This window comes from Ktedonobacteraceae bacterium, assembly GCA_035653615.1.
GTDB lineage: Bacteria > Chloroflexota > Ktedonobacteria > Ktedonobacterales > Ktedonobacteraceae > DASRBN01.
In genome coordinates this window covers 1-18,369 of the sequence record DASRBN010000031.1, presented here as the reverse complement: position 1 = coordinate 18,369, position 18,369 = coordinate 1, and the positions used below count along the sequence as shown (strand labels likewise).

Genomic DNA, 18,369 nt, shown 5'->3' with positions numbered 1-18,369 from the left:
GGAACTGCTATGGGTCGATTATTTACTCCTGTACGTAAACATAGCCACGCTGTGCCAGATCGTGTAAAGCGGCATAGAGCTTCTGTTTACTGGCAGGAGAATAATTGGTATGCTCGATGGCAGCGTTCAAATCGCCCCCATACTGCTGCTGACCAGCGATCAAGAGTTCGATGAGTTGCGGCGAGTTGATGAAGGAAAGCGCGCCCCGATCAGCGCAGCCGTACTTGTAGAGTATGCCGCCAAAATGTTCGCGGCGAATCTTGACCTCGGAAATAAGCCGGTAACTTGCGGAAGATTGAGACATGGCACGCTCCTGAACTATGCAAGATGCTTTTCATTATGGAAAGCATACCCAGGAAAATGCGGAGAGTCAAGGGATTTAAAAATCTATCCCAAGAATCCGCCAATAACCCCTTTCTGTTGTAAATACTTGTGCTATACTATTTTTCGAAGCGAGCTGTGATGTTTATTCGTTTTGCAAACGAGAATATTTCTGAAAATTAGGGGGATTTATGCATTTTGAAGGACAACAAGTTGGACGTTATCGATTATTACAGCTACTTGGTAGTGGAGGAATGGGAGAAGTCTATCTGGCAGAAGATCCGCGCATTGACCAGCAGGTAGCGATTAAGGTCATTCGAACCGATACAGCCCCTTATGCCGGCAAAGACGCTAACCAGGAGACAACAAACCTGTTCCTTCGTGAAGCGGAGGAACAGGTGAAGTTGGCAAAGCAACAGCAGCGAATATTAATGGCAGGACATACATTCGAGTATAATCCGGCGGTCAATGAACTGCGCAAACTGGTGCAAAATGGAGAACTGGGCCGCATCTATTGTATAGAGGCCGAGCGCGTGAACCTGGGCCTATTTCGTCACGATATTAATGTGATTTGGGACCTCGCACCCCACGACATCTCGATCCTGCTCTACTTATTAGGAATGCAACCTGAGCAGGTTTCGGTACAGGCACACGCGCATGTCCAGCGCGCTATTCACGATGTTGCTCATATAGATCTAGGATTTGCAGGTGGGATGACCGCTCATATTCACGTGAGTTGGCTTCACCCATGTAAAATCCGACGAGTAACAGTCATAGGTGACAGACGCATGGTTGTCTATGATGACACCAGTCCCGCGGAGGCGCTCAAGATTTACAACAAGGGTGCGGATGTACATGCTGACCCTGTGGTCTCCTATCGTTTTGGGGCTATTACGATTCCGCATATCGATTGGGTAGAGCCATTGCACCTGGAATGTGAAGATTTCGCGAACTCCATTCGTACTGGAACGCCGCCCCGCTCAAATGGTGAGGTCGGATTGAACGTCGTGCGCATACTAGCACGCATACAAGAGGCATTAGAACAACGGGAAAGCATTTTTGCCACATCGGTAGGGCTTTGACCTGTTTCGGTTTTCTTTCCTTCCTTGAGATGTCTGTGTGCGCAATCCTTGAATCCTCGTGTAACACATGGTATGCTTAAAAACACGATGCACATCAGCCAGAGAAAAGAAACGAGGTAATGCGATGCCGGATACAACACTTCCCAACATAACCGATCCCGAAAAAGAGGTAGTGATGAGCGAACCCGTGGCGCCGGCCTCAGAACTACCCGTAACCGAAGAGCGTCCAGAAGCTCCTCCATCCTCTCAAGAGGAGGTAACTCTGGAAGACGGGATCGAAGAGGAACTGATCATCGAGGACTTCACTATTGATGGCATCTGCGGCGTCTACTAACCGGGGCGAGAGATTCCTTGACCGGGTAGTGCTGATTACAGGCGCTGCACGTGGTATGGGGCGGGCGCACGCGCTGGCATTCGCCCATGAGGGCGCGCGCCTGGTTTTGTGCGATGCATGCCACCAGTATAGCACCGTTCCTTATCCCCTGGCGCAACCTGAAGATCTCGCTTCCCTCGCAAGCGAGATCGAGCAGATGGGCCGCCCGGTAATTGCCGCGCAAACCGATGTCACCGACCTGCCGGCAATGCAGGCGCTCGCGCACCAGGCTCATCAGGCATTCGGGGCGATAGATATCGTAGTGGCAAATGCGGGCCTTTACTCTTTCGCATCGTCCTGGGAGTTGAGCGAGGAGCAATGGGATGAGACTATCAATGTCGATCTTAAAGGCGTGTGGATCACATGCAAAGTTTGCATCCCTTACATGCTTCCCAATCGCAGCGGCAAAATTATTTGTATTGCCTCCACGGCAGGAGTAAAGGGGATGGCAAATCTGGCGCACTATGTGGCCGCCAAGCATGGCGTCATTGGCCTTGTCAAAACGCTTGCTATCGAACTGGCGCCTTACAACATCAACGTCAACGCGGTCTGCCCTACCAGCGTAGATACAACCATGTGCCGCAATCAGGCCATTTATGACGTGTTCGCCGGTGGGCCTGGACCGCAGGCCACCTATGAACATATGCTGACCTTGATGAACGCTCTCAACCTGTTTACCGACCGCAATCTTATAGAGCCAGAGGCCGTGAGCGCTGCCGTCCTGTGGCTGGCCTCCGAAGAGGCACGCCATATCACAGGTACGGCACTGCCTGTGGATGCTGGATATTTAACGCGATGATTGTTAACAGAATGCTTTGCAAAGGAGCAGACACGAATGAAGACACGAACCGCAGTTCTCTACTCACCCGGTGAAGCCATTCGCGTAGAAGAGATTGAACTTGATCCACCCAAAGAACACGAGGTCCAGATACGTATGGTTGCCGCCGGTATTTGCCATTCCGACTATCACGTCGTTACCGGCGAGCTTCCCGCGTACATGCCCATGGCGCTTGGACACGAAGGAGCAGGCATCGTTGAAGAAGTTGGGCCGAATGTGACAAACTGCAAGCCTGGAGATCATGTCGTCCTGAGCTTCATTCCATCCTGTGGCACATGTCGCTACTGCACTTCAGGTCACTCGAACCTCTGCGATAAGGGCGCGGGTACCGTAAGCGGACCTCTACTCGACGGCACATTTCGTATGCATAATGGTAGTACTGATATTGGGCAGTTCTGCCTGGTGTCTACGTTCAGCGAGCGCACGGTCGTCTCTGATATGTCGGTTGTACCCATCGCAGATTATTATCCGCTCAATCGTGCAGTGCTGGTCGGATGCGGCGTACCGACAGGGATAGGGGCGGTAATTCACCGTGCCAGGGTGGTGCCGGGCAGCACAGTTATGGTGGTTGGCTGTGGCGGCATTGGCTCGAACATCATTCAGGGAGCTGTCCTTTCCGGCGCGCGCATGATTATCGCGGTAGACATCCACGATTTTAAGCTCGAAAACGCGAAAAAATTGGGCGCTACCCATACCATCAACTCAACTCGAGAGGACCCGGTAACAGTAGCGCGCGAACTGACCTGGGGAGCGGGAGTAGATTATGCTTTCGAGGCTATCGCGACCCCTGAAACAATTGCCGTCGCTTATAACTCTACAGGCAAGAACGGCACAGTCGTCGTGGTGGGATTGACGCCATTTTTTGCTCAATCGATACCGATCTCGCCACTCGACCTCGTACTCTATCAGAAGACACTGATGGGAACGCTATATGGCGATTCACAGCCGCGCTTCGATATCCCTAATTTGCTCAAAATGTATGAAGTCGGCAAAGTGAAGCTAGATGAACTGGTGACGCGTACCTATACCCTGGACCAGGTCAACGAAGCCTATGCCGATCTCCACGAAGGACGGCTTATTCGTGGCGTGATAGAGTTCGCGCAATAACCAGGTTTACACTTTCAGACTCTGAAACGGACACAAGTAGTGAGGTAAGTCATGAAAGCTTACCTCACATTTATCTGCAAACGGTCCTGAGCTTTACGTGCCGAAGGCATAAAGAATTCCATCCATATTGCCTTGATAGAGGACACCTCTGGAAATGCTGGCCGGCCCATCGAATCTCGAGTTCTTATTCATATCAGTGAAACTGAAGAGCTGCTGACCGGTTTTCGCGTCAAAGATGAAGATATTGGGACCTGATCCCAGTACCACCAATCCTGGCACAGCAGTAACGGGATCAAGTACGTTGTTACTCAGGCATACCTGCCACAGATAAGAGCCATTCGCCGGATTGACGGCTCGAATGCTGCCGGTACAACTCATACCATTGATGGTGGTTTTGGCCGCGGCTGCATATAGTGTGGAACCATCCCAGGCGCTCGATGAAATGTTATTACCTGTTCCATTTTGAGAGATAGGCGCTGCCAGCTGGTCCTCCCATAGCGGTCCGGCGCTAATATTCGTGCGGTCAAAAGCATAATAGATACCATTCTTGTTAATCAGCCCTGCCATTTGATGCAGAGTGCCGTTGATCGTTGCGCTGAAAAGGGTAGGAGTGCTGCCAAAATCTCCATCGTTCACCTGCTGCGAAGGCGGAATTTGCCAGGAGCCAACCAGGGAGAGGTTTTTCGCGTTCAGAGCTACCACGGCATCAGTTAATGGCTCTGATTGACCACAAGTACCGGGATTGCCGGTAGCAAAATAAATGATTTTTGTCTTTGTATCGATGGCAGGCGAACCCCATACCGAGCCACCAATGCAGCCCGAGGGCACGACATTGAATGTATTTTGTATCGCGCCTGTCTGGGCGTTGACCCGAACCACCTGTCCCTGAATGAGCGGGCAATCACCAAGCGATGATACACCAATATACACACTGCCATCAAAAACCGCTGTTGAGCTATACAGGAAATAGCTGGGTTGAGTCCCTAACCTGGTCTTCCAGATGACGGCTCCAGTATTGGCATTGAGCGCATAGAGTTGGACATCACCACCGCCAACGAAGACAACCGGCGTTGACTTTCCCCCAATTTTCTCTGTAGCAACCGTAGCCGTACTTAGCACACCTTGCGGCGTGTGGATACAATCTCCCTGTGTCTGCCCCAGGTTGGCTGTCCAGGCATCCTTGCCATCTGAAAGACGCGATGCGTGTTCCAGGCCATCCCACGACCCCCAGTATATCATCCCATTGGCCTCAATAGGCTGGACGCTAATCGCACCGGCCGCCATATCTTGCCAGTGCAGCTTTAAATGAGGAGCGGTTTTGGGGTTGATAATGGATTCGGCCTTGTTGTAACCTGTACGCGCATTGCTTTCCATAAAAGTTGCCCAATCACTGGGACTGGTCTTTGCATAGGCGGCCGGTCCCGGTAATGCTGCCATTATCAGTATGATCAGCATTCCTACCACACAGGCCAGCTCCCCTCCATAAAGGATTCGCCTGCGAATTGTACGAGTAGATAGCATTTCCATGTCACAATCCATCCTTTTCTCTTTTGAAACAAGCACACGTATTGCATATTTTGTACAAGTCCTGTATTCTCGCTGATCATAGATTTTTCGATGAATTATTCTATTGTTGGAATGGTTGAGATCATGTTACGAAACGTACTGGCAAAGAAGTTTTTTCTCAACCACCATTGCCCCTAAAGCAAGTTTCTGGAATATAATTGGGGAAGAGAAAATCTTTGCTCAATCTGGTTAAGTTAGCAGAAAATGATGAAATGAGGCAGACCTGATGCAGGAGGCAACCCCTGAGTTCAAACAGCAGCTCAGAACTGCGTTTGATACCATTGCAGTAGGCCAGACATTTACGTTCCGGCGTACTTTCACCGAGGGAGATGTGGCGCTCTTCTGTGGCGTTACCGGCGATTACAACCCTTATCACATCGATGAGCATTTTGCGCGAAGTAGCTGGTATGGGCGGCGCATTATCCCCGGCCTTTTAACCAGCAGCATGATTACCCATATCGGCGGCATGATTGGCTTCCTCGCCACAGAGATGTCTTTTGAGTACATTGGCGCCGTCTACATCGGTGACACGATCACCTGCACCGTCACTTTTGTGGAGAAAAACGAGGCCAGGCGATTGCTGGTCGCTACAGCGAGTTTTCTGAATCAGGATGGGGTGGAAATACTCAAAGCGCGTTTCAGCGGGTTTCCTGCCCAGGTGCGATTAGCTCGCTGAATTCATCATTCGTTTCTGAGACAGAACTCTTGTAACCCTTACCTTCTTCACAAATACTAGTATATTGGCTGCTTCTTGTGATATACTCAACAAGGGCGGGGCACACCACATTCACCTCCTGGATGTACTGGCACTATATCCGGCGAGGCATACCGCAGGCACGCCCCTTGTGTCCTGGCAGGTATGTCGTTACGGTGTTCCCCCATGTGGCGAAGTCCCCGTCCAACTGCTCCTCAGTAACCTATAACAACTCGATACATAGAAAAGCATGAGGAAGCGAAGAGGGCCTTAGAGAAGACAGCTTTTGTCTTCTCTAAGGCCCTCTTCGCGGAGATTATAATCCGCAACCTTTAGCCCCCATGCGATGGGGCTTCACACAGTATGAAGATGAAAGAGCAAGGGCTAAGCGCCAGCTAAGGCGAAATAAAGGAAGCATAGGGTATAGTATATACATTGATGAGCCGCAAGCTTTGAAGGGATGCTATCAAGGTTTCCTCACCATACCATTTATTGTCCCCTGAGACCGACGCCTTTTACCAAAGAAGGAGTATTTTGTGAAGCAAAGAGTCAAGATGTTCTCCTTGCTCCCTCTGATGACGTTCGCGGTCCTCGTGGTTTGCTTGTTGCAACCACTGAGCGCGAGTGCTGCCACTGTTAAAAGCGGAACGCATGTGACGTATACCAGACAGCACACCACCAATCCGAATGCGGGCAACCTTATCTACCATGGTGGCCCAGTCATGGCAGGTACCGCCAATGCCTATGCCATTTTCTGGGAGCCTCCAGGTTCGTTTGTAAGCTCAACCTACAACAGCCTGATTGAACGTTATTTCGGTGACATTGGGCCATCCAAGCTGTACAGAAACGACAAACAGTATACCCAGAATGGAGGCGGGGCCGCCACAAATGCCGTTTTAGCAGGCTCCTGGGTAGACACAGCCGCTTATCCTGGCAATCCAATCTCGGATGCCCAGGTTCAGCAAGAAGTTACCCATGCGCAAAAAGTCAATGGCTGGAATTCCAGCATTGACAATATCTTCTTTGTCTTTACCGCCAAGGGAGAGAACATCTGCGCCAGCTTCGGCTGCAGTTTCCAGGTCTTCTGTGCCTATCATGGGTTCTTTGGCAGTAACACCATCTACGCAGCCATGCCCTACACCGGCACTGACCCCTCAGGATGTGGTGTAAGAGTCAGCCCCAACAAGGATTTTGATGCAGATAGCACGATCAACGTGACTTCACACGAGCAGAACGAGGCAGCTACCGATCCTCTGCTCAATGCCTGGTACGATTCAAGCGGCGAAGAAATTGGCGACAAGTGTGCATGGAACTTCGGTCCGACCAAATCGTATGGTGGTGATGTCAAATTGAATGGCCATCCCTACGAAGTGCAGAAAGAATGGGATAATCATGTGAGCGGTTGCGTCCTTAAAGGGCCGTAACCTCGACTCATCGTTGAAGTGAAAGATTCTCTATCCTTACTTTAGCGACGCGATGGATGGGAGGTCTTGATACCTCACATCTATCGCTCCTGATGGATGAACCGTACAATGGGGAACGGTTCATCCATTCTTTTTGGCCTTTTCATTGCCCCTTTCCAAGCATGAAAAAGGCTATTGTTCAGCCCTTGCCGTCTCTGCTTTCATCTCGTACAATGATTGTTAACAAAGATGAAGTCCTCTTATTGCCACCAGAAGTTATGAGATCGAGTGACTACGATAGAAGCAAGGAGCTTTTTCATGACACAGCGCGAAGCAGTGATTGTCGAGGCAGTGCGCACCGCCGTTGGGCGCAGAAACGGTCGTTTGAAGGATTGGCACCCGGTGGATTTGCTGGCACAAACGCTCTCCGCCCTGGTGCAGCGTACCGGCATCAATGCAGGATCGGTAGATGATGTCATTATAGGCTGCGTCAGCCAGGTTGGAGAGCAAAGCCTGAATGTTGGACGCAATGCAGTGCTGGCGGCAGGTTTTCCCGAAACGGTTCCCGGCACCACGGTTGATCGACAGTGTGGATCGAGCCAGCAGGCCATTCACTTTGCTGCCCAGGGGGTCATCAGCGGAGCATATGACATCGCTATTGCCGGAGGCGTCGAATCGATGACACGCGTTCCCATGGGTTCGTCCTCGCAAGGTCCAGGTGTGCCTTTTGGCCCCCAGATGCTGAAGCGTTATGACAATGGGCTGGTACACCAGGGCATCAGCGCCGACCTGGTGGCGCAGAAATGGGGCTTGAGCCGGGAAGAATTGGACGCCTTCAGTCTCGAAAGCCACAGGCGAGCGGCTCGTGCCACTGCCGAGGGACGCTTCCGCAGCCAGATTGTGCCGGTCGAGGTCAAGAACGAAGATGGCACAACCAGCACCTTTGACCAGGATGAAGGTATCCGCAGCGATACAAGCCTCGAGAAACTGGCAAGCCTCAAACCTGCTTTCAAACCGGATGGCCTGATTACCGCCGGCAACTCTTCGCAGATCAGCGATGGGGCCGCGGCAGTACTCATTATGGAGCGGGAAACGGCTGAGAAATTGGGACTGAAACCTCGCGCGCGCTTCGTCTCGTTCTCCCTGGCAGGCGACAATCCGATCATGATGCTGACCGCTCCTATACCCGCGACCTATAAAGCGCTGAAGAAGGCAGGGCTGACGTTAGACCAGATAGATCTGATCGAAATCAATGAAGCCTTCGCCAGCGTCGTACTGGCCTGGCAGCGCGAGACGGGAGCTAACATGCAAAAGGTCAATGGCAACGGCGGTGCGGTTGCCATTGGTCATCCTCTGGGCGCATCCGGTGCGCGCCTGACGACTGTCCTGCTGCATGAATTGGAGCGCACCGGCGGTCGCTACGGGCTTCAGACCATCTGCGAAGGTGGCGGCATGGCCAACGGCATGATCATTGAAAGGATATAGTCTATGCCGAACTTTGCCCCAACAGAGGAGCAGGAAGAGATTCGCAACCTGGCGCGCAGCATAGCCATCGATCAGCTACGCCCACAAGGTAGAAGCGCAGAGAAACGAGGCGATATTTCCCTCGAACTCATGCACACGCTCATGCAAACCGGCCTGACGACCCCGTATCCGGAAAGCCTGGGCGGATCAGGGACAATCGAAGCGGTTACCTATTCCCTCATCGCCGAAGAACTGGGCTTTGGCGATGGCGCACTGGCAATGAACATCCTCGGCTCGTTGATGGGGCCGGTGGCCGTCTTATTGGCGGGCGACGAGAATCAACAGGCCCATTACATTACGCCTTTCTGCGACGAGCAAGAGGGATATATGCGCTTCGGCAGCTTCGCTTTCGCCGAGCGCACGGGCGGGCATTCGCTAGCAGAGATCAGCGCGACAGCCAGGCTCGAGGGCGAGCACTATATCGTCAACGGCACCAAACGCGACGTGATTCATGGCGGTCGCTCCCGGCCACGCGTCGTACTATTGCGCCTGGAAGGAACAACCGGTATGGACGGCCTGTGCCTGCTACTGGTTCCTCCACAACTCGCGGGACTGCATATCCGCTCAGACGTGCAAAAATTGGGGTTGATCGCTGCTCCAAGTGTCTCTCTGACCTTCGAAAATGTAGCCATTCCGGCAGGCGATTTGCTGGGGAAAGCCGGCGACCCCGGCGTGATTCGGGCCGCGGCCCTCTATAACATATTGCGTGGAGCCGTGGCATGCGGTATGGCGCGTGCGGCGTTTGAATATGCCAGGGATTACGCGAAAGAGCGCGTCGCATTTGGTCGTCCGATTGCCACGTACCAGGGTATTGCCTTTATGGTGGCAGAGATGGCAATGAAGCTCGACGCGGCGCGCCTGCTCGTCTGGAGGGTCGCGTCAAACTGGGATCGCGGCCTGGCAAACGATATGCTGGTACACGAGGCGGAGGCCGCGCAGCACCAGGCAATTCAGGTCGCGAAATCAGCTACGACCGATGCTGTGCAAATCCTGGGTGGCGCCGGTTTTATACAGGATCACCCGGTCGAGATGTGGATGCGCAATGCAGCTGCAATGGAGTAGAAGACGATGATAGATTTCACCCTCAGCAAATCGCAACAGGCGGCGCGCGACTACGCGCACCAGATTGCACTCGAAGAGATGCGTCCCATCTCGCTTGAATGCGACCGCACGGAAAAGATTCCCGAGTCGTTCTTCTGGAACATGCAGAAACGCTACTGGGGCGGATCAGCAGCCCAGGCACGCATGCAGGGGCAGGAGGAAAACGAAAAGCAGGATAACATCCTCTCAGTGCTGGCGCAAGAAGAGATGGCCTGGGGCGATGCCGCTCTTTCCACCGCTATTCCCGGACCGGGGTTGGCCGCACCGCCCATCCTTTCCCAGGGCACGCCGGAACAGCAGATGCGCTTTCTCGGCCCATTCATGGATGGACAGTTGCACTGGGGTGCGCTGGCGCTGACCGAACCAGGAATCGGGTCCGACGTAGCAGGCATGTCCACTACAGCGGTTCTGGACGGAGATGAGTGGGTCATCAACGGCCATAAGCACTATATCACGAATGGCGCGCGAGCAGACCTGGTCGTGACATTCGCAACCATCGATAAGAGCCTGGGCCGGGAGGGCATTCGTCCTTTCGTCGTACCAAAGGGCACGCCGGGACTGATTGTCGGGCGTATCGAGGAGAAAATGGGTTTGCGAGCATCACAGACAGCCGAGCTGATCTACGAAAATTGCCGCATCCCCAAAGATAATCTGCTAAGCGGGCGCGAGCAAACAAAGAAAGCCGGCTTCAAGGCGGCCATGGGAACACTCGACGCCACTCGCCCAATGGTTGGGGCGCTGGCCGTGGGCATCGCGCGCGCTGCTCACGAGGCAACCTGGGAGTGGCTTCACGAGGAATTGCCAAAGGGATTCCCGGCGCATAAACGCAGCACACTGGAAGACGAACTGATTGAGTTGGGACAGGAGATTGAAATGGCTCGTTTCCTCGTCTGGCGGGCCGCGTGGATGGCAGACCGCCGCATTCCCAATTCCAAAGAGGCATCCATGAGCAAGGCATACGCCGGTGGATTGGTGATGAAGGTTACGGCTGCCGCGGTACGCGTGACTGCTCCCGGCGAAGACTCGGAGCGCAAGCAGTTTATCGCCAAGTGGTTCCGCGATGCCAAGGTTTTCGACATCTTCGAGGGCACGGCGCAGATTCAGCGCTTAGTCATTGCCCGGCGCATATTCCCAGAACTGGATATTCCCTAACATCAAGAAAGTACCAGGGCAGATTGTCAAAGCTGGAAATGCCTTCAACCCGCCTTGATACTTTCTAAAATATCAGCAGGCCCTCCGTTACTTCTGCTGCTCCAGAGCGACAGGCGGTTCCCCGTCATCTAATGACTGATACTCATCTTCCAACTGCTGATTGAACAGGGTTGCACTGCGGCTTTCGCGGCGGGAAGGGCGCCGTCGCTCCACCAGTTCACGCTTCAAACGGTCACGCTTGATATTCGCTGGCTTATCACGTAGCTTTCCTCTCATCCTCTCACCTCCTCTCCGTTTGAAGTCGCGAGCATCTGATGCCGGGCATGCAGATGGATTTGCGAGTAAGTTTTCATGCTGCTTTCTCTATCGATGAAATCTCAATCATTACGGTATGAGGAATCCTATGCACAATGAGGAAATTCTGAAGCTAAAGGAAATGATAAATTTCTGCCTGATCATCTTTGCATTAAGCTAAGCAACGGTAAATCTGAGAGAAGTGTACAAGCAGATTCAGCAAAAGTCAAGGTTTTTTAGCTCAGTATTGTTAAATTTTTGGCGTGTGTAACCCTCCTCCGTATTTTTCACTAAGAAACAGTGGGGAGTTGATATTCCATACGCCTTCCTGGCTAGATACACCTGACTTTCCCTGCTTTTACTCTCCATTACTAGAAAGAAGAACAAACGAATGATGCAAACGAACTCAAACATTACTTCACGCATAATCTCCACACATAAACATCGTCTGTGGGCATGGCTGTCATTGGTGGCATTAGTTATGGTATTGCTTTTATCAGCCTGTGGAGGAGCCACTAGCGGTAGTGCCAACAATAACGGCGGCACTACTGCACCCGCAGCGACAAATACTCCAACCAGTTCGGGAACAGGCAACGGCCCGGTGGTCATGATTACTACCGGAAGCAGCAATCCTTACGCCTTCAGTCCCGCGACTCTGACGATCAAGGTGGGCACCACAGTGGTCTGGAAAAATACGACCTCGGCGCCCCATACTGTGACAAGCGACGACGGGAAGTCGTTTGACTCCGGCGTTAATAACCCGATTGCTCCCCAAAGCGGAACATTCAGTTTCACTTTTTCTCAGCCTGGCACTTATGCCTATCATTGTAGCTTCCATCCCTATATGAAGGCGACAATAGTTGTGCAGTAATGCGAGGAAGAGAAGCTGATGATTCCCTGGAAGCCTCCAGGACGAGGAGGGCCCAGGTGGTTTCAGCGCGCAGATTCTTCGCTGCGCTCAGCATGACAGGCCCCGGAGACACCTGGCTCTCTCCGGGGCCTGTCATGCTGAGCGCAGCGAAGAATCTGCGCGCACTTTTAGGGAATCACCAGAGAAAACCTGTTTCCGTTCAGGGCTTCTTATGCTATCATACTTCCGTAAGCATATCCTCAAACTGTATATTTATTTCGAGGCGAATTGAACAGTAACAGCCATACGTAGTTGCATATGTCGAAGCAAAAACTGGAGCCGCTCGATCCGAACCTGGTAATCAATGCCTATGCCCAGGGTATTTTCCCTATGGCAGATGACAATGGCAGAATTCACTGGTATGCGCCCGATCCTCGCGCCATTCTGGAACATTCCAACCTGCACATTTCACGCTCGCTACGTGCCACGATACGGAAAAATATCTACGAGGTGCGCATGGATACGGCTTTTGAGACCGTGATGCGCTGCTGCGCGGACCGCAAAGAGACGTGGATCAACGAGGTATTCATTGATACCTATACCCGCCTGTATTACACGGGCTTCGCGCACAGCGTCGAGGCGTGGAAGAACGGCGAACTGGTCGGCGGACTCTATGGTGTATCGCTGGGAGGGGCCTTTATGGGCGAGAGCATGTTCTCGTATGCTACCGATGCCTCAAAAGTATGCCTGGTAGCATTGGTCGAACACCTAAAAGCATGCGGCTACGTGCTGCACGATACACAGTTTCTCACTCCGCATCTTGCCACGTTGGGCGTAACGGAGATTCCGCGCCGGGAATACGAACGGCGCCTGAGAGTAGCCCTGTACCTGGACTGTCGCTGGTAGCAGAGCTTAAGCTTCCGAGGATTCGACTTCTTCCATTTCCAGCAGAGCTTCCTCTTCCTCGATTTCCCGCTGCCGCCGCTCATCGGCAATTTTTGCTTTTTCCTCGATCTGACCAAGCCAGCGGAAAAAGAGCGGCGACATCACTAAAAGATCAACCAGCCCCGGCAATAGTAAGAATGCGCCTCCGATTGTCTGATCGGCAATAGGGGTTACACCAAACTGGGCAAGCTGCGTCGGAAAGGTGTAGTATGGATAAAAGAGCGTGCCTGTGAATACCAACAGGAAAGCGAAGATATCGACCGGCTGCCCGTCCACGAAGGCATAGAGCATCTGCATAGGATAGCTCATCTTGTGCAGTTCTTTGACGGGTCCGATCAGCGGCCACCAGTTGAGTAGTGAGGTTAGCAAGATGCTCAGCAGTGCAATATGATAGACGGTTGCGTGCAGCAGGGCATAATGAAACGGGCCAGGCGCGTGCCATAAGAGGAACGTGAGGTTGAAGATGCCAGAGGCTATCACCGGTTGTGTGAGGAAGCGAGCAACAGGACGTACCAGAGGATGCTCAACAAGTGGCTGCAGAAGCCAATGCGGGCAGGCAAACAGCAACATAGGACCGCAGACGGTAATCAGCACAACGGCCTGAAACATGTGAACGGCGAACAATTGAGTACGTGCGACGGTATCGAGAGGTGTGAGCATCATCAGCGCAATGCCTACTATGGCAGTGACAAAAGCAAGAATATGATAGATTTTTAAGGGCCTTTGTGCCGCGTCGCGCTTGCGTGCCAACCAGATTCCCAGACCATAGAGCAGGCAGAGGACAAGCAGAAATATGAGTATGCCCGGATTCCAGGGCCATGATAGATTCAACATATGAGATCTCCGTGCTAGCAAATAGGATGTTTTCCAAAAGTAGTATAGTGCAGATGTTTTAGAGATGCAAACAATACTCCATAGAGTCGGGACGGTGAAAGAGCGGACCTTGTGGTCACCCTCCAGATCTTATTATAATCGTCCTTTGACCTCACCACTGCCATGAAACTGATATAATTAATCAGCTACTGATCTGCAAACTAACGGAGGTATTATCATGCGCATTCTCATCGCCCCCCAATCTTTGAAAGGCAGTCTTACGGCAGCCGAAGCGGGTCAGGCCATCGCGAAGGGTGTCGAAGTAGTCTATCCAGAGGCGGAAATCGATATCGTTCCTGTTGCCGATGGTGGTGAGGGAACGGTCCAGGCACTGGTGGATGCTACCGGCGGCATGATAGTAGAGCAGGCGGTGACGGGGCCACTGGACGAACCCGTGAACGCGTTCTTCGGTCTGTTGGGAGATGGGCGCACTGCCGCAATTGAGATGGCGGCATGCGCCGGGCTGCCGCTTGTCCCTCCTGAACGGCGCGACCCGCGCATCACGACGACCTTTGGAGTAGGCGAGTTGATCCTGGCTGCCCTGGAATATGGCTGCAATCGTTTCATCATTGGTATTGGGGGCAGCGCGACTAACGATGGCGGCGCTGGCATGGCACAGGCGCTGGGCGCTTCACTACAAACGGCAGAAGGAAAGGAGATTGCGCATGGTGGGGCTGCCCTTGCCACACTGTCCCGCATTTTCACAGAGATGATGGATGTGCGACTGCAAACATGCATGTTTGACGTGGCCTGCGATGTCACGAATCCCCTATGCGGGCCGAATGGAGCTTCGGCAGTGTATGGCCCACAAAAGGGCGCAACACCTGAGATGGTAGTACAACTGGATGCCGCCCTGGAACATTACGCACAGATCATCAAGCGCGATCTTGGACTGGCGGTACGAGATGTACCCGGTGCTGGGGCGGCAGGTGGATTGGGCGCGGGCCTGCTGGCATTTCTCCATGCAACATTGCGACCAGGAGCGCAGATTGTAATGGAGGCAGTGCAACTGGAGAAGCACATGCGCTCTGCCGACCTGGTGATTACGGCAGAGGGACAACTCGATAGCCAGACCGCCTATGGCAAGACCGTGGGAGCCGTTGCAGCTCTGGCAAAACGCTATGGACTGCCGGTACTGGCGATTGCCGGTGGGCTGGGAGAGAACTACCAGCAAACCTACAAGTTAGGAGTAGATGCCATCGCGGTGTTGCCCCCTGGCCCTATGACGCTGGAATATGCGATGGAACATGCCGCCGAGTTAACACGCGATACCACTGAACGTGCCTTGAGGATATTGCGTGTTGGAGCAACGATGGAGAGATAAAGGATATAGCTATATCTTCATCTCACGAACAATAATGGTGGGTGAAATTACTGTATGTTCTGGTCGCCCGTATTTTCTTCAAATTCCACATCCACATAAGCATCAGTCAAGGGGAAGTGGACACCCAGGCTATGTAGCGTGATCTCGTCTTCACTTTCAAAGGCTTCGTAAATCCACTGGTTCTGCTCTTTGTGGTAGCTTTCACCTTTCAGCGATTGCGAATCCAGTCGTTATCTTCGAGTTGAAAATATTCTTCAACTGTCATGGTTCGTAGATTTTCGATTGCCATATTTCTCTTGCCCCTGCTTGCATAGACATTGCATCCTCAGGAAAGACTTGCTAGTTCAGTATTATTATAGCATAGTAGTCCCGCCAGCCAGATAAAGGTAGCGAGCGGGACTACTACAGGAGATGCTTGATTACCAGCATATTGGCGAGAGGAAGCGTATGCTCGATAGATGTGGTTGCATTACGCCCTACCACGTATAACACCATCGCTCCAATGATAAGAAGCAGACCCAGCAAGATGAGCAATAATCCAACAATGCGCCCCGTCCTGTTACGCGCTGCCAGTTCCGCTCGCATCGCCTCGTACTCGGCTTGCGATGTATGGCCATCGCCGGCAAACGGTACATAGCCAGGATACGAACCCATTGGCTGCGGATAATTGCCAATATTCTGCTGATCATAGCCAGGATACGACCCAACGTTAGGGTTGGCAGGAGAAGCCTGATTGGGCATAGGATAGGTTGGCGCGCCCATCATGCTGGTAGGCGCGTTAGCCAGCCCTGTATCAGGGTTATAGGTATTGCCATCCGGCCCTAGAATGAGTGGCTCCTGCTGCCCAGACGTGAACTGGCTACCTGAACCGCCGGCAACCGGGCGCTGAACGCCAGGCTGTACCTGTGTAGGCGCGTGTATCAGACCGGAGGCAACCGTTGGATTGTCTGGCTCCGGCGGGCTATCTATTGTCATCTCCACATCTGGATCAACAGGGGTTCCGCAGCGCGGGCATACTGTATTCCCTGGCGCCAGTTGATAACCGCAATGTCCACAGAAAACCATACGAACAGCCTTTCAATTCGGACAAATTTCTCCTCACCACACTATACACCCTGGCGCGAAAAAAAGAAAGTCTAAGTGCCGCTGGCACGTTACAGACTTCTTGAAAGAGTTAGTGAGTGTGGAATAAAATCCATGCTTCCTATGTTTTACTACATGAAAACCACTTACGAGTTCTCTTGAATGCGGAGCGGTGAGTGCGGAATAAAGTTCCGGCTCAATGTGTTGTAAGTAGTGAAGCATGCACATCATCGACTTGTGCCAGGTTGATGAACACGCGATTTGACATTTCGCGATGCATGTGAGATAATACAAAACGTGGTTGAGGAAGACGGGTAAGCAGCTTCTGGTTGACACCCCCAATGTTGGCCAATGGCCATTTTCTCGATTGAGGAATTGAAATCTTCCCACGTTTTGCTGTCCCTTTTTCGGGATGCGCACCACAACCTGTATTTTTTCGATTGACGGTATGTTTATTGAACATGCTGTCTGTCATGAACCTTGACAATTGAAGAGTGGAAAACAGAACAGCAACTGTTTGCTAAAGCAGTTTCTGTCAATTCAAGTACATCCTTTCGTCAAAAGGGTGTACGCAAAACAATGTATGACGAGTTTGATCCTGGCTCAGGATAAACGCTGGCGGCGTGCCTAACACATGCAAGTCGAACGCGCTCAGCAATGAGCGAGTGGCGGACGGGTGAGCAACACGTGGGTAATCTGCCTTTCAGTGAGGAATACCGGCGAGAAATCGCTGACAAGACCGCATACGCTCGGCAACGAGCAAAGCTCCTTTTCGGAGGGGCGCTGGAAGATGAGCCCGCGGCCGATTAGCTAGCTGGTGAGGTAACGGCTCACCAGGGCAACGATCGGTAGCTGGTCTGAGAGGATGATCAGCCACACTGGGATTGAGAACGGCCCAGACTCCTACGGGAGGCAGCAGTGAGGAATTTTCCGCAATGGAGGCAACTCTGACGGAGCAACGCCGCGTGCAGGACGACGGCCTTCGGGTTGTAAACTGCTTTTACCAGGGAAGAGAATGGACGGTACCTGGTGAATAAGCCCCGGCTAACTACGTGCCAGCAGCCGCGGTAATACGTAGGGGGCAAGCGTTGTCCGGAATTATTGGGCGTAAAGCGCACGCAGGCGGTTCGCTAAGTTTGAAGCGACAATCACCGGCTTAACCGGTGGGGGATTTCAAATACTGGCGAACTTGAGAGTGAGAGAGGGACCTGGAACTCCGGGTGGAGCGGTGAAATGCGTAGAGATCCGGAAGAACACCAATGGCGTAGGCAGGGTCCTGGCTCACTTCTGACGCTCGGGTGCGAAAGCCAGGGGAGCGAACGGGATTAGATACCCCGGTAGTCCTGGCCGTAAACGATGACCACTAGATGTGGGAGGAGTCGACCCCTTCCGTATCGTAGTTAACACGTTAAGTGGTCCGCCTGGGGAGTACGGTCGCAAGACTAAAACTCAAAGGAATTGACGGGGACCCGCACAAGCAGCGGAGCGTGTGGTTTAATTCGATGCGACGCGAAGCACCTTACCAGGGTTTGACATGTAGTCGCACCATCCAGAAATGGATGTTCCCGCGAGGGACGGCTACACAGGTGCTGCATGGCTGTCGTCAGCTCGTGCCGTGAGGTGTTGGGTTAAGTCCCGCAACGAGCGCAACCCTTATCGTTAGTTGATTTTTTCTAACGAGACTGCCCTGTTCAACGGGGAGGAAGGTGGGGATGACGTCAAGTCAGCACGGCCCTGACATCCTGGGCGACACACACGCTACAATGGCCGGCACAGAGGGTCGCCAACCCGCGAGGGGGAGCCAATCCTGGCAAAGCCGGTCTCAGTTCAGATTGCAGG

18 protein-coding genes and 1 rRNA gene are annotated in these 18,369 nt (G+C 52.8%); 13 read left to right on the top strand and 6 right to left on the bottom strand.

Annotated features, from left to right (window positions below; translation table 11 throughout):
• Nucleotides 1–22: 22 nt before the first annotated feature.
• Nucleotides 23–304, bottom strand: a complete 282-nt coding sequence (gene mftB / locus VFA09_16535) for a mycofactocin biosynthesis chaperone MftB (protein ID HZU68884.1) — start codon at nucleotides 302–304, stop codon at nucleotides 23–25.
• A 208-nt stretch (nucleotides 305–512) separates the two neighbouring features.
• Here mftB and VFA09_16530 point away from each other — a divergent pair, with 208 nt between their 5' ends.
• The 4 genes from VFA09_16530 (at nucleotide 513) to VFA09_16515 (ending at nucleotide 3,721) form a co-directional block, all read left to right on the top strand.
• Entirely contained in the window at nucleotides 513–1,403 is an 891-nt protein-coding gene (locus VFA09_16530; protein HZU68883.1) for a Gfo/Idh/MocA family oxidoreductase, read from the top strand.
• 124 nt (nucleotides 1,404–1,527) lie between these two features.
• On the top strand, nucleotides 1,528–1,737 hold the full coding sequence (gene mftA, locus VFA09_16525) for a mycofactocin precursor MftA (GenBank protein ID HZU68882.1): 210 nt from the start codon (nucleotides 1,528–1,530) through the stop codon (nucleotides 1,735–1,737).
• Complete coding sequence (locus VFA09_16520) at nucleotides 1,715–2,575, top strand: mycofactocin-coupled SDR family oxidoreductase (protein HZU68881.1); 861 nt, start codon at nucleotides 1,715–1,717, stop codon at nucleotides 2,573–2,575. Before mftA ends, VFA09_16520 begins: the two co-directional genes overlap by 23 nt.
• Nucleotides 2,576–2,611: 36 nt before the next feature.
• A complete protein-coding gene (locus VFA09_16515; GenBank protein HZU68880.1) occupies nucleotides 2,612–3,721 on the top strand; it encodes a Zn-dependent alcohol dehydrogenase in 1,110 nt (369 codons plus the stop codon).
• A gap of 93 nt (nucleotides 3,722–3,814) precedes the next feature.
• Here VFA09_16515 and VFA09_16510 read toward each other — a convergent pair whose 3' ends face one another.
• The gene (locus tag VFA09_16510; GenBank protein ID HZU68879.1) at nucleotides 3,815–5,248 is read right to left on the bottom strand and encodes a PQQ-binding-like beta-propeller repeat protein; all 1,434 of its coding nucleotides are present in this window, start codon (nucleotides 5,246–5,248) and stop codon (nucleotides 3,815–3,817) included.
• A gap of 265 nt (nucleotides 5,249–5,513) precedes the next feature.
• Here VFA09_16510 and VFA09_16505 point away from each other — a divergent pair, with 265 nt between their 5' ends.
• The 5 genes from VFA09_16505 (at nucleotide 5,514) to VFA09_16485 (ending at nucleotide 11,161) form a co-directional block, all read left to right on the top strand.
• Entirely contained in the window at nucleotides 5,514–5,963 is a 450-nt protein-coding gene (locus tag VFA09_16505; GenBank protein HZU68878.1) for a MaoC family dehydratase, read from the top strand.
• Nucleotides 5,964–6,517: 554 nt separating this feature from the next.
• Complete coding sequence (locus VFA09_16500; protein ID HZU68877.1) at nucleotides 6,518–7,405, top strand: hypothetical protein; 888 nt, start codon at nucleotides 6,518–6,520, stop codon at nucleotides 7,403–7,405.
• Between the two features lie 297 nt (nucleotides 7,406–7,702).
• Nucleotides 7,703–8,869 carry a thiolase family protein gene (locus tag VFA09_16495; protein ID HZU68876.1) on the top strand — a complete coding sequence of 389 codons (1,167 nt, stop codon included), beginning with the start codon at nucleotides 7,703–7,705 and terminating at the stop codon, nucleotides 8,867–8,869.
• A 3-nt stretch (nucleotides 8,870–8,872) separates the two neighbouring features.
• A complete protein-coding gene (locus tag VFA09_16490; protein ID HZU68875.1) occupies nucleotides 8,873–9,970 on the top strand; it encodes an acyl-CoA dehydrogenase family protein in 1,098 nt (365 codons plus the stop codon).
• A 6-nt stretch (nucleotides 9,971–9,976) separates the two neighbouring features.
• Nucleotides 9,977–11,161, top strand: a complete 1,185-nt coding sequence (locus VFA09_16485) for an acyl-CoA dehydrogenase family protein (protein HZU68874.1) — start codon at nucleotides 9,977–9,979, stop codon at nucleotides 11,159–11,161.
• An 87-nt stretch (nucleotides 11,162–11,248) separates the two neighbouring features.
• Here VFA09_16485 and VFA09_16480 read toward each other — a convergent pair whose 3' ends face one another.
• Entirely contained in the window at nucleotides 11,249–11,437 is a 189-nt protein-coding gene (locus tag VFA09_16480) for a hypothetical protein (GenBank protein HZU68873.1), read from the bottom strand.
• Between the two features lie 409 nt (nucleotides 11,438–11,846).
• Here VFA09_16480 and VFA09_16475 point away from each other — a divergent pair, with 409 nt between their 5' ends.
• Together VFA09_16475 and aat are read left to right on the top strand one after the other, a co-directional pair.
• Nucleotides 11,847–12,326, top strand: coding sequence for a plastocyanin/azurin family copper-binding protein (locus tag VFA09_16475; protein HZU68872.1), 480 nt, complete (start codon nucleotides 11,847–11,849; stop codon nucleotides 12,324–12,326).
• A gap of 297 nt (nucleotides 12,327–12,623) precedes the next feature.
• Nucleotides 12,624–13,211, top strand: coding sequence for a leucyl/phenylalanyl-tRNA--protein transferase (gene aat / locus VFA09_16470; GenBank protein ID HZU68871.1), 588 nt, complete (start codon nucleotides 12,624–12,626; stop codon nucleotides 13,209–13,211).
• A 6-nt stretch (nucleotides 13,212–13,217) separates the two neighbouring features.
• Here the strand turns inward: aat and VFA09_16465 are convergent, their stop codons facing one another.
• Nucleotides 13,218–14,084 carry a cytochrome c oxidase assembly protein gene (locus tag VFA09_16465; GenBank protein HZU68870.1) on the bottom strand — a complete coding sequence of 289 codons (867 nt, stop codon included), beginning with the start codon at nucleotides 14,082–14,084 and terminating at the stop codon, nucleotides 13,218–13,220.
• 217 nt (nucleotides 14,085–14,301) lie between these two features.
• On the opposite strand from VFA09_16465, the gene VFA09_16460 reads away from it, so the two are divergent.
• Nucleotides 14,302–15,447 (top strand): glycerate kinase, encoded by a 1,146-nt coding sequence (locus tag VFA09_16460; GenBank protein HZU68869.1) that lies wholly within the window; start codon nucleotides 14,302–14,304, stop codon nucleotides 15,445–15,447.
• Nucleotides 15,448–15,849: 402 nt separating this feature from the next.
• On the opposite strand, the gene VFA09_16455 is transcribed toward VFA09_16460, so the two are convergent.
• Both VFA09_16455 and VFA09_16450 read right to left on the bottom strand, forming a co-directional pair.
• Nucleotides 15,850–16,512, bottom strand: coding sequence for a zinc ribbon domain-containing protein (locus tag VFA09_16455; protein ID HZU68868.1), 663 nt, complete (start codon nucleotides 16,510–16,512; stop codon nucleotides 15,850–15,852).
• 214 nt (nucleotides 16,513–16,726) lie between these two features.
• Complete coding sequence (locus VFA09_16450) at nucleotides 16,727–16,993, bottom strand: hypothetical protein (protein ID HZU68867.1); 267 nt, start codon at nucleotides 16,991–16,993, stop codon at nucleotides 16,727–16,729.
• 117 nt (nucleotides 16,994–17,110) lie between these two features.
• Here VFA09_16450 and VFA09_16445 point away from each other — a divergent pair.
• Nucleotides 17,111–18,369 (top strand): 16S ribosomal RNA (locus tag VFA09_16445); the annotation flags it as partial.

Bases quoted from the DNA above. Each gene is read 5' to 3' on its own strand.
- VFA09_16480 (HZU68873.1), bottom strand. From the start codon at position 11,437: ATGAGAGGAAAGCTACGTGATAAGCCAGCGAATATCAAGCGTGACCGT.
- VFA09_16530 (HZU68883.1), top strand. From the start codon at position 513: ATGCATTTTGAAGGACAACAAGTTGGACGTTATCGATTATTACAGCTA.
- VFA09_16515 (HZU68880.1), top strand. From the start codon at position 2,612: ATGAAGACACGAACCGCAGTTCTCTACTCACCCGGTGAAGCCATTCGC.
- VFA09_16450 (HZU68867.1), bottom strand. From the start codon at position 16,993: ATGTTCAATAAACATACCGTCAATCGAAAAAATACAGGTTGTGGTGCG.
- VFA09_16485 (HZU68874.1), top strand. From the start codon at position 9,977: ATGATAGATTTCACCCTCAGCAAATCGCAACAGGCGGCGCGCGACTAC.
- mftA (HZU68882.1), top strand. From the start codon at position 1,528: ATGCCGGATACAACACTTCCCAACATAACCGATCCCGAAAAAGAGGTA.
- VFA09_16495 (HZU68876.1), top strand. From the start codon at position 7,703: ATGACACAGCGCGAAGCAGTGATTGTCGAGGCAGTGCGCACCGCCGTT.
- aat (HZU68871.1), top strand. From the start codon at position 12,624: ATGTCGAAGCAAAAACTGGAGCCGCTCGATCCGAACCTGGTAATCAAT.
- mftB (HZU68884.1), bottom strand. From the start codon at position 304: ATGTCTCAATCTTCCGCAAGTTACCGGCTTATTTCCGAGGTCAAGATT.
- VFA09_16490 (HZU68875.1), top strand. From the start codon at position 8,873: ATGCCGAACTTTGCCCCAACAGAGGAGCAGGAAGAGATTCGCAACCTG.
- VFA09_16520 (HZU68881.1), top strand. From the start codon at position 1,715: ATGGCATCTGCGGCGTCTACTAACCGGGGCGAGAGATTCCTTGACCGG.
- VFA09_16505 (HZU68878.1), top strand. From the start codon at position 5,514: ATGCAGGAGGCAACCCCTGAGTTCAAACAGCAGCTCAGAACTGCGTTT.
- VFA09_16510 (HZU68879.1), bottom strand. From the start codon at position 5,248: ATGGAAATGCTATCTACTCGTACAATTCGCAGGCGAATCCTTTATGGA.
- VFA09_16460 (HZU68869.1), top strand. From the start codon at position 14,302: ATGCGCATTCTCATCGCCCCCCAATCTTTGAAAGGCAGTCTTACGGCA.
- VFA09_16455 (HZU68868.1), bottom strand. From the start codon at position 16,512: ATGGTTTTCTGTGGACATTGCGGTTATCAACTGGCGCCAGGGAATACA.
- VFA09_16475 (HZU68872.1), top strand. From the start codon at position 11,847: ATGATGCAAACGAACTCAAACATTACTTCACGCATAATCTCCACACAT.
- VFA09_16465 (HZU68870.1), bottom strand. From the start codon at position 14,084: ATGTTGAATCTATCATGGCCCTGGAATCCGGGCATACTCATATTTCTG.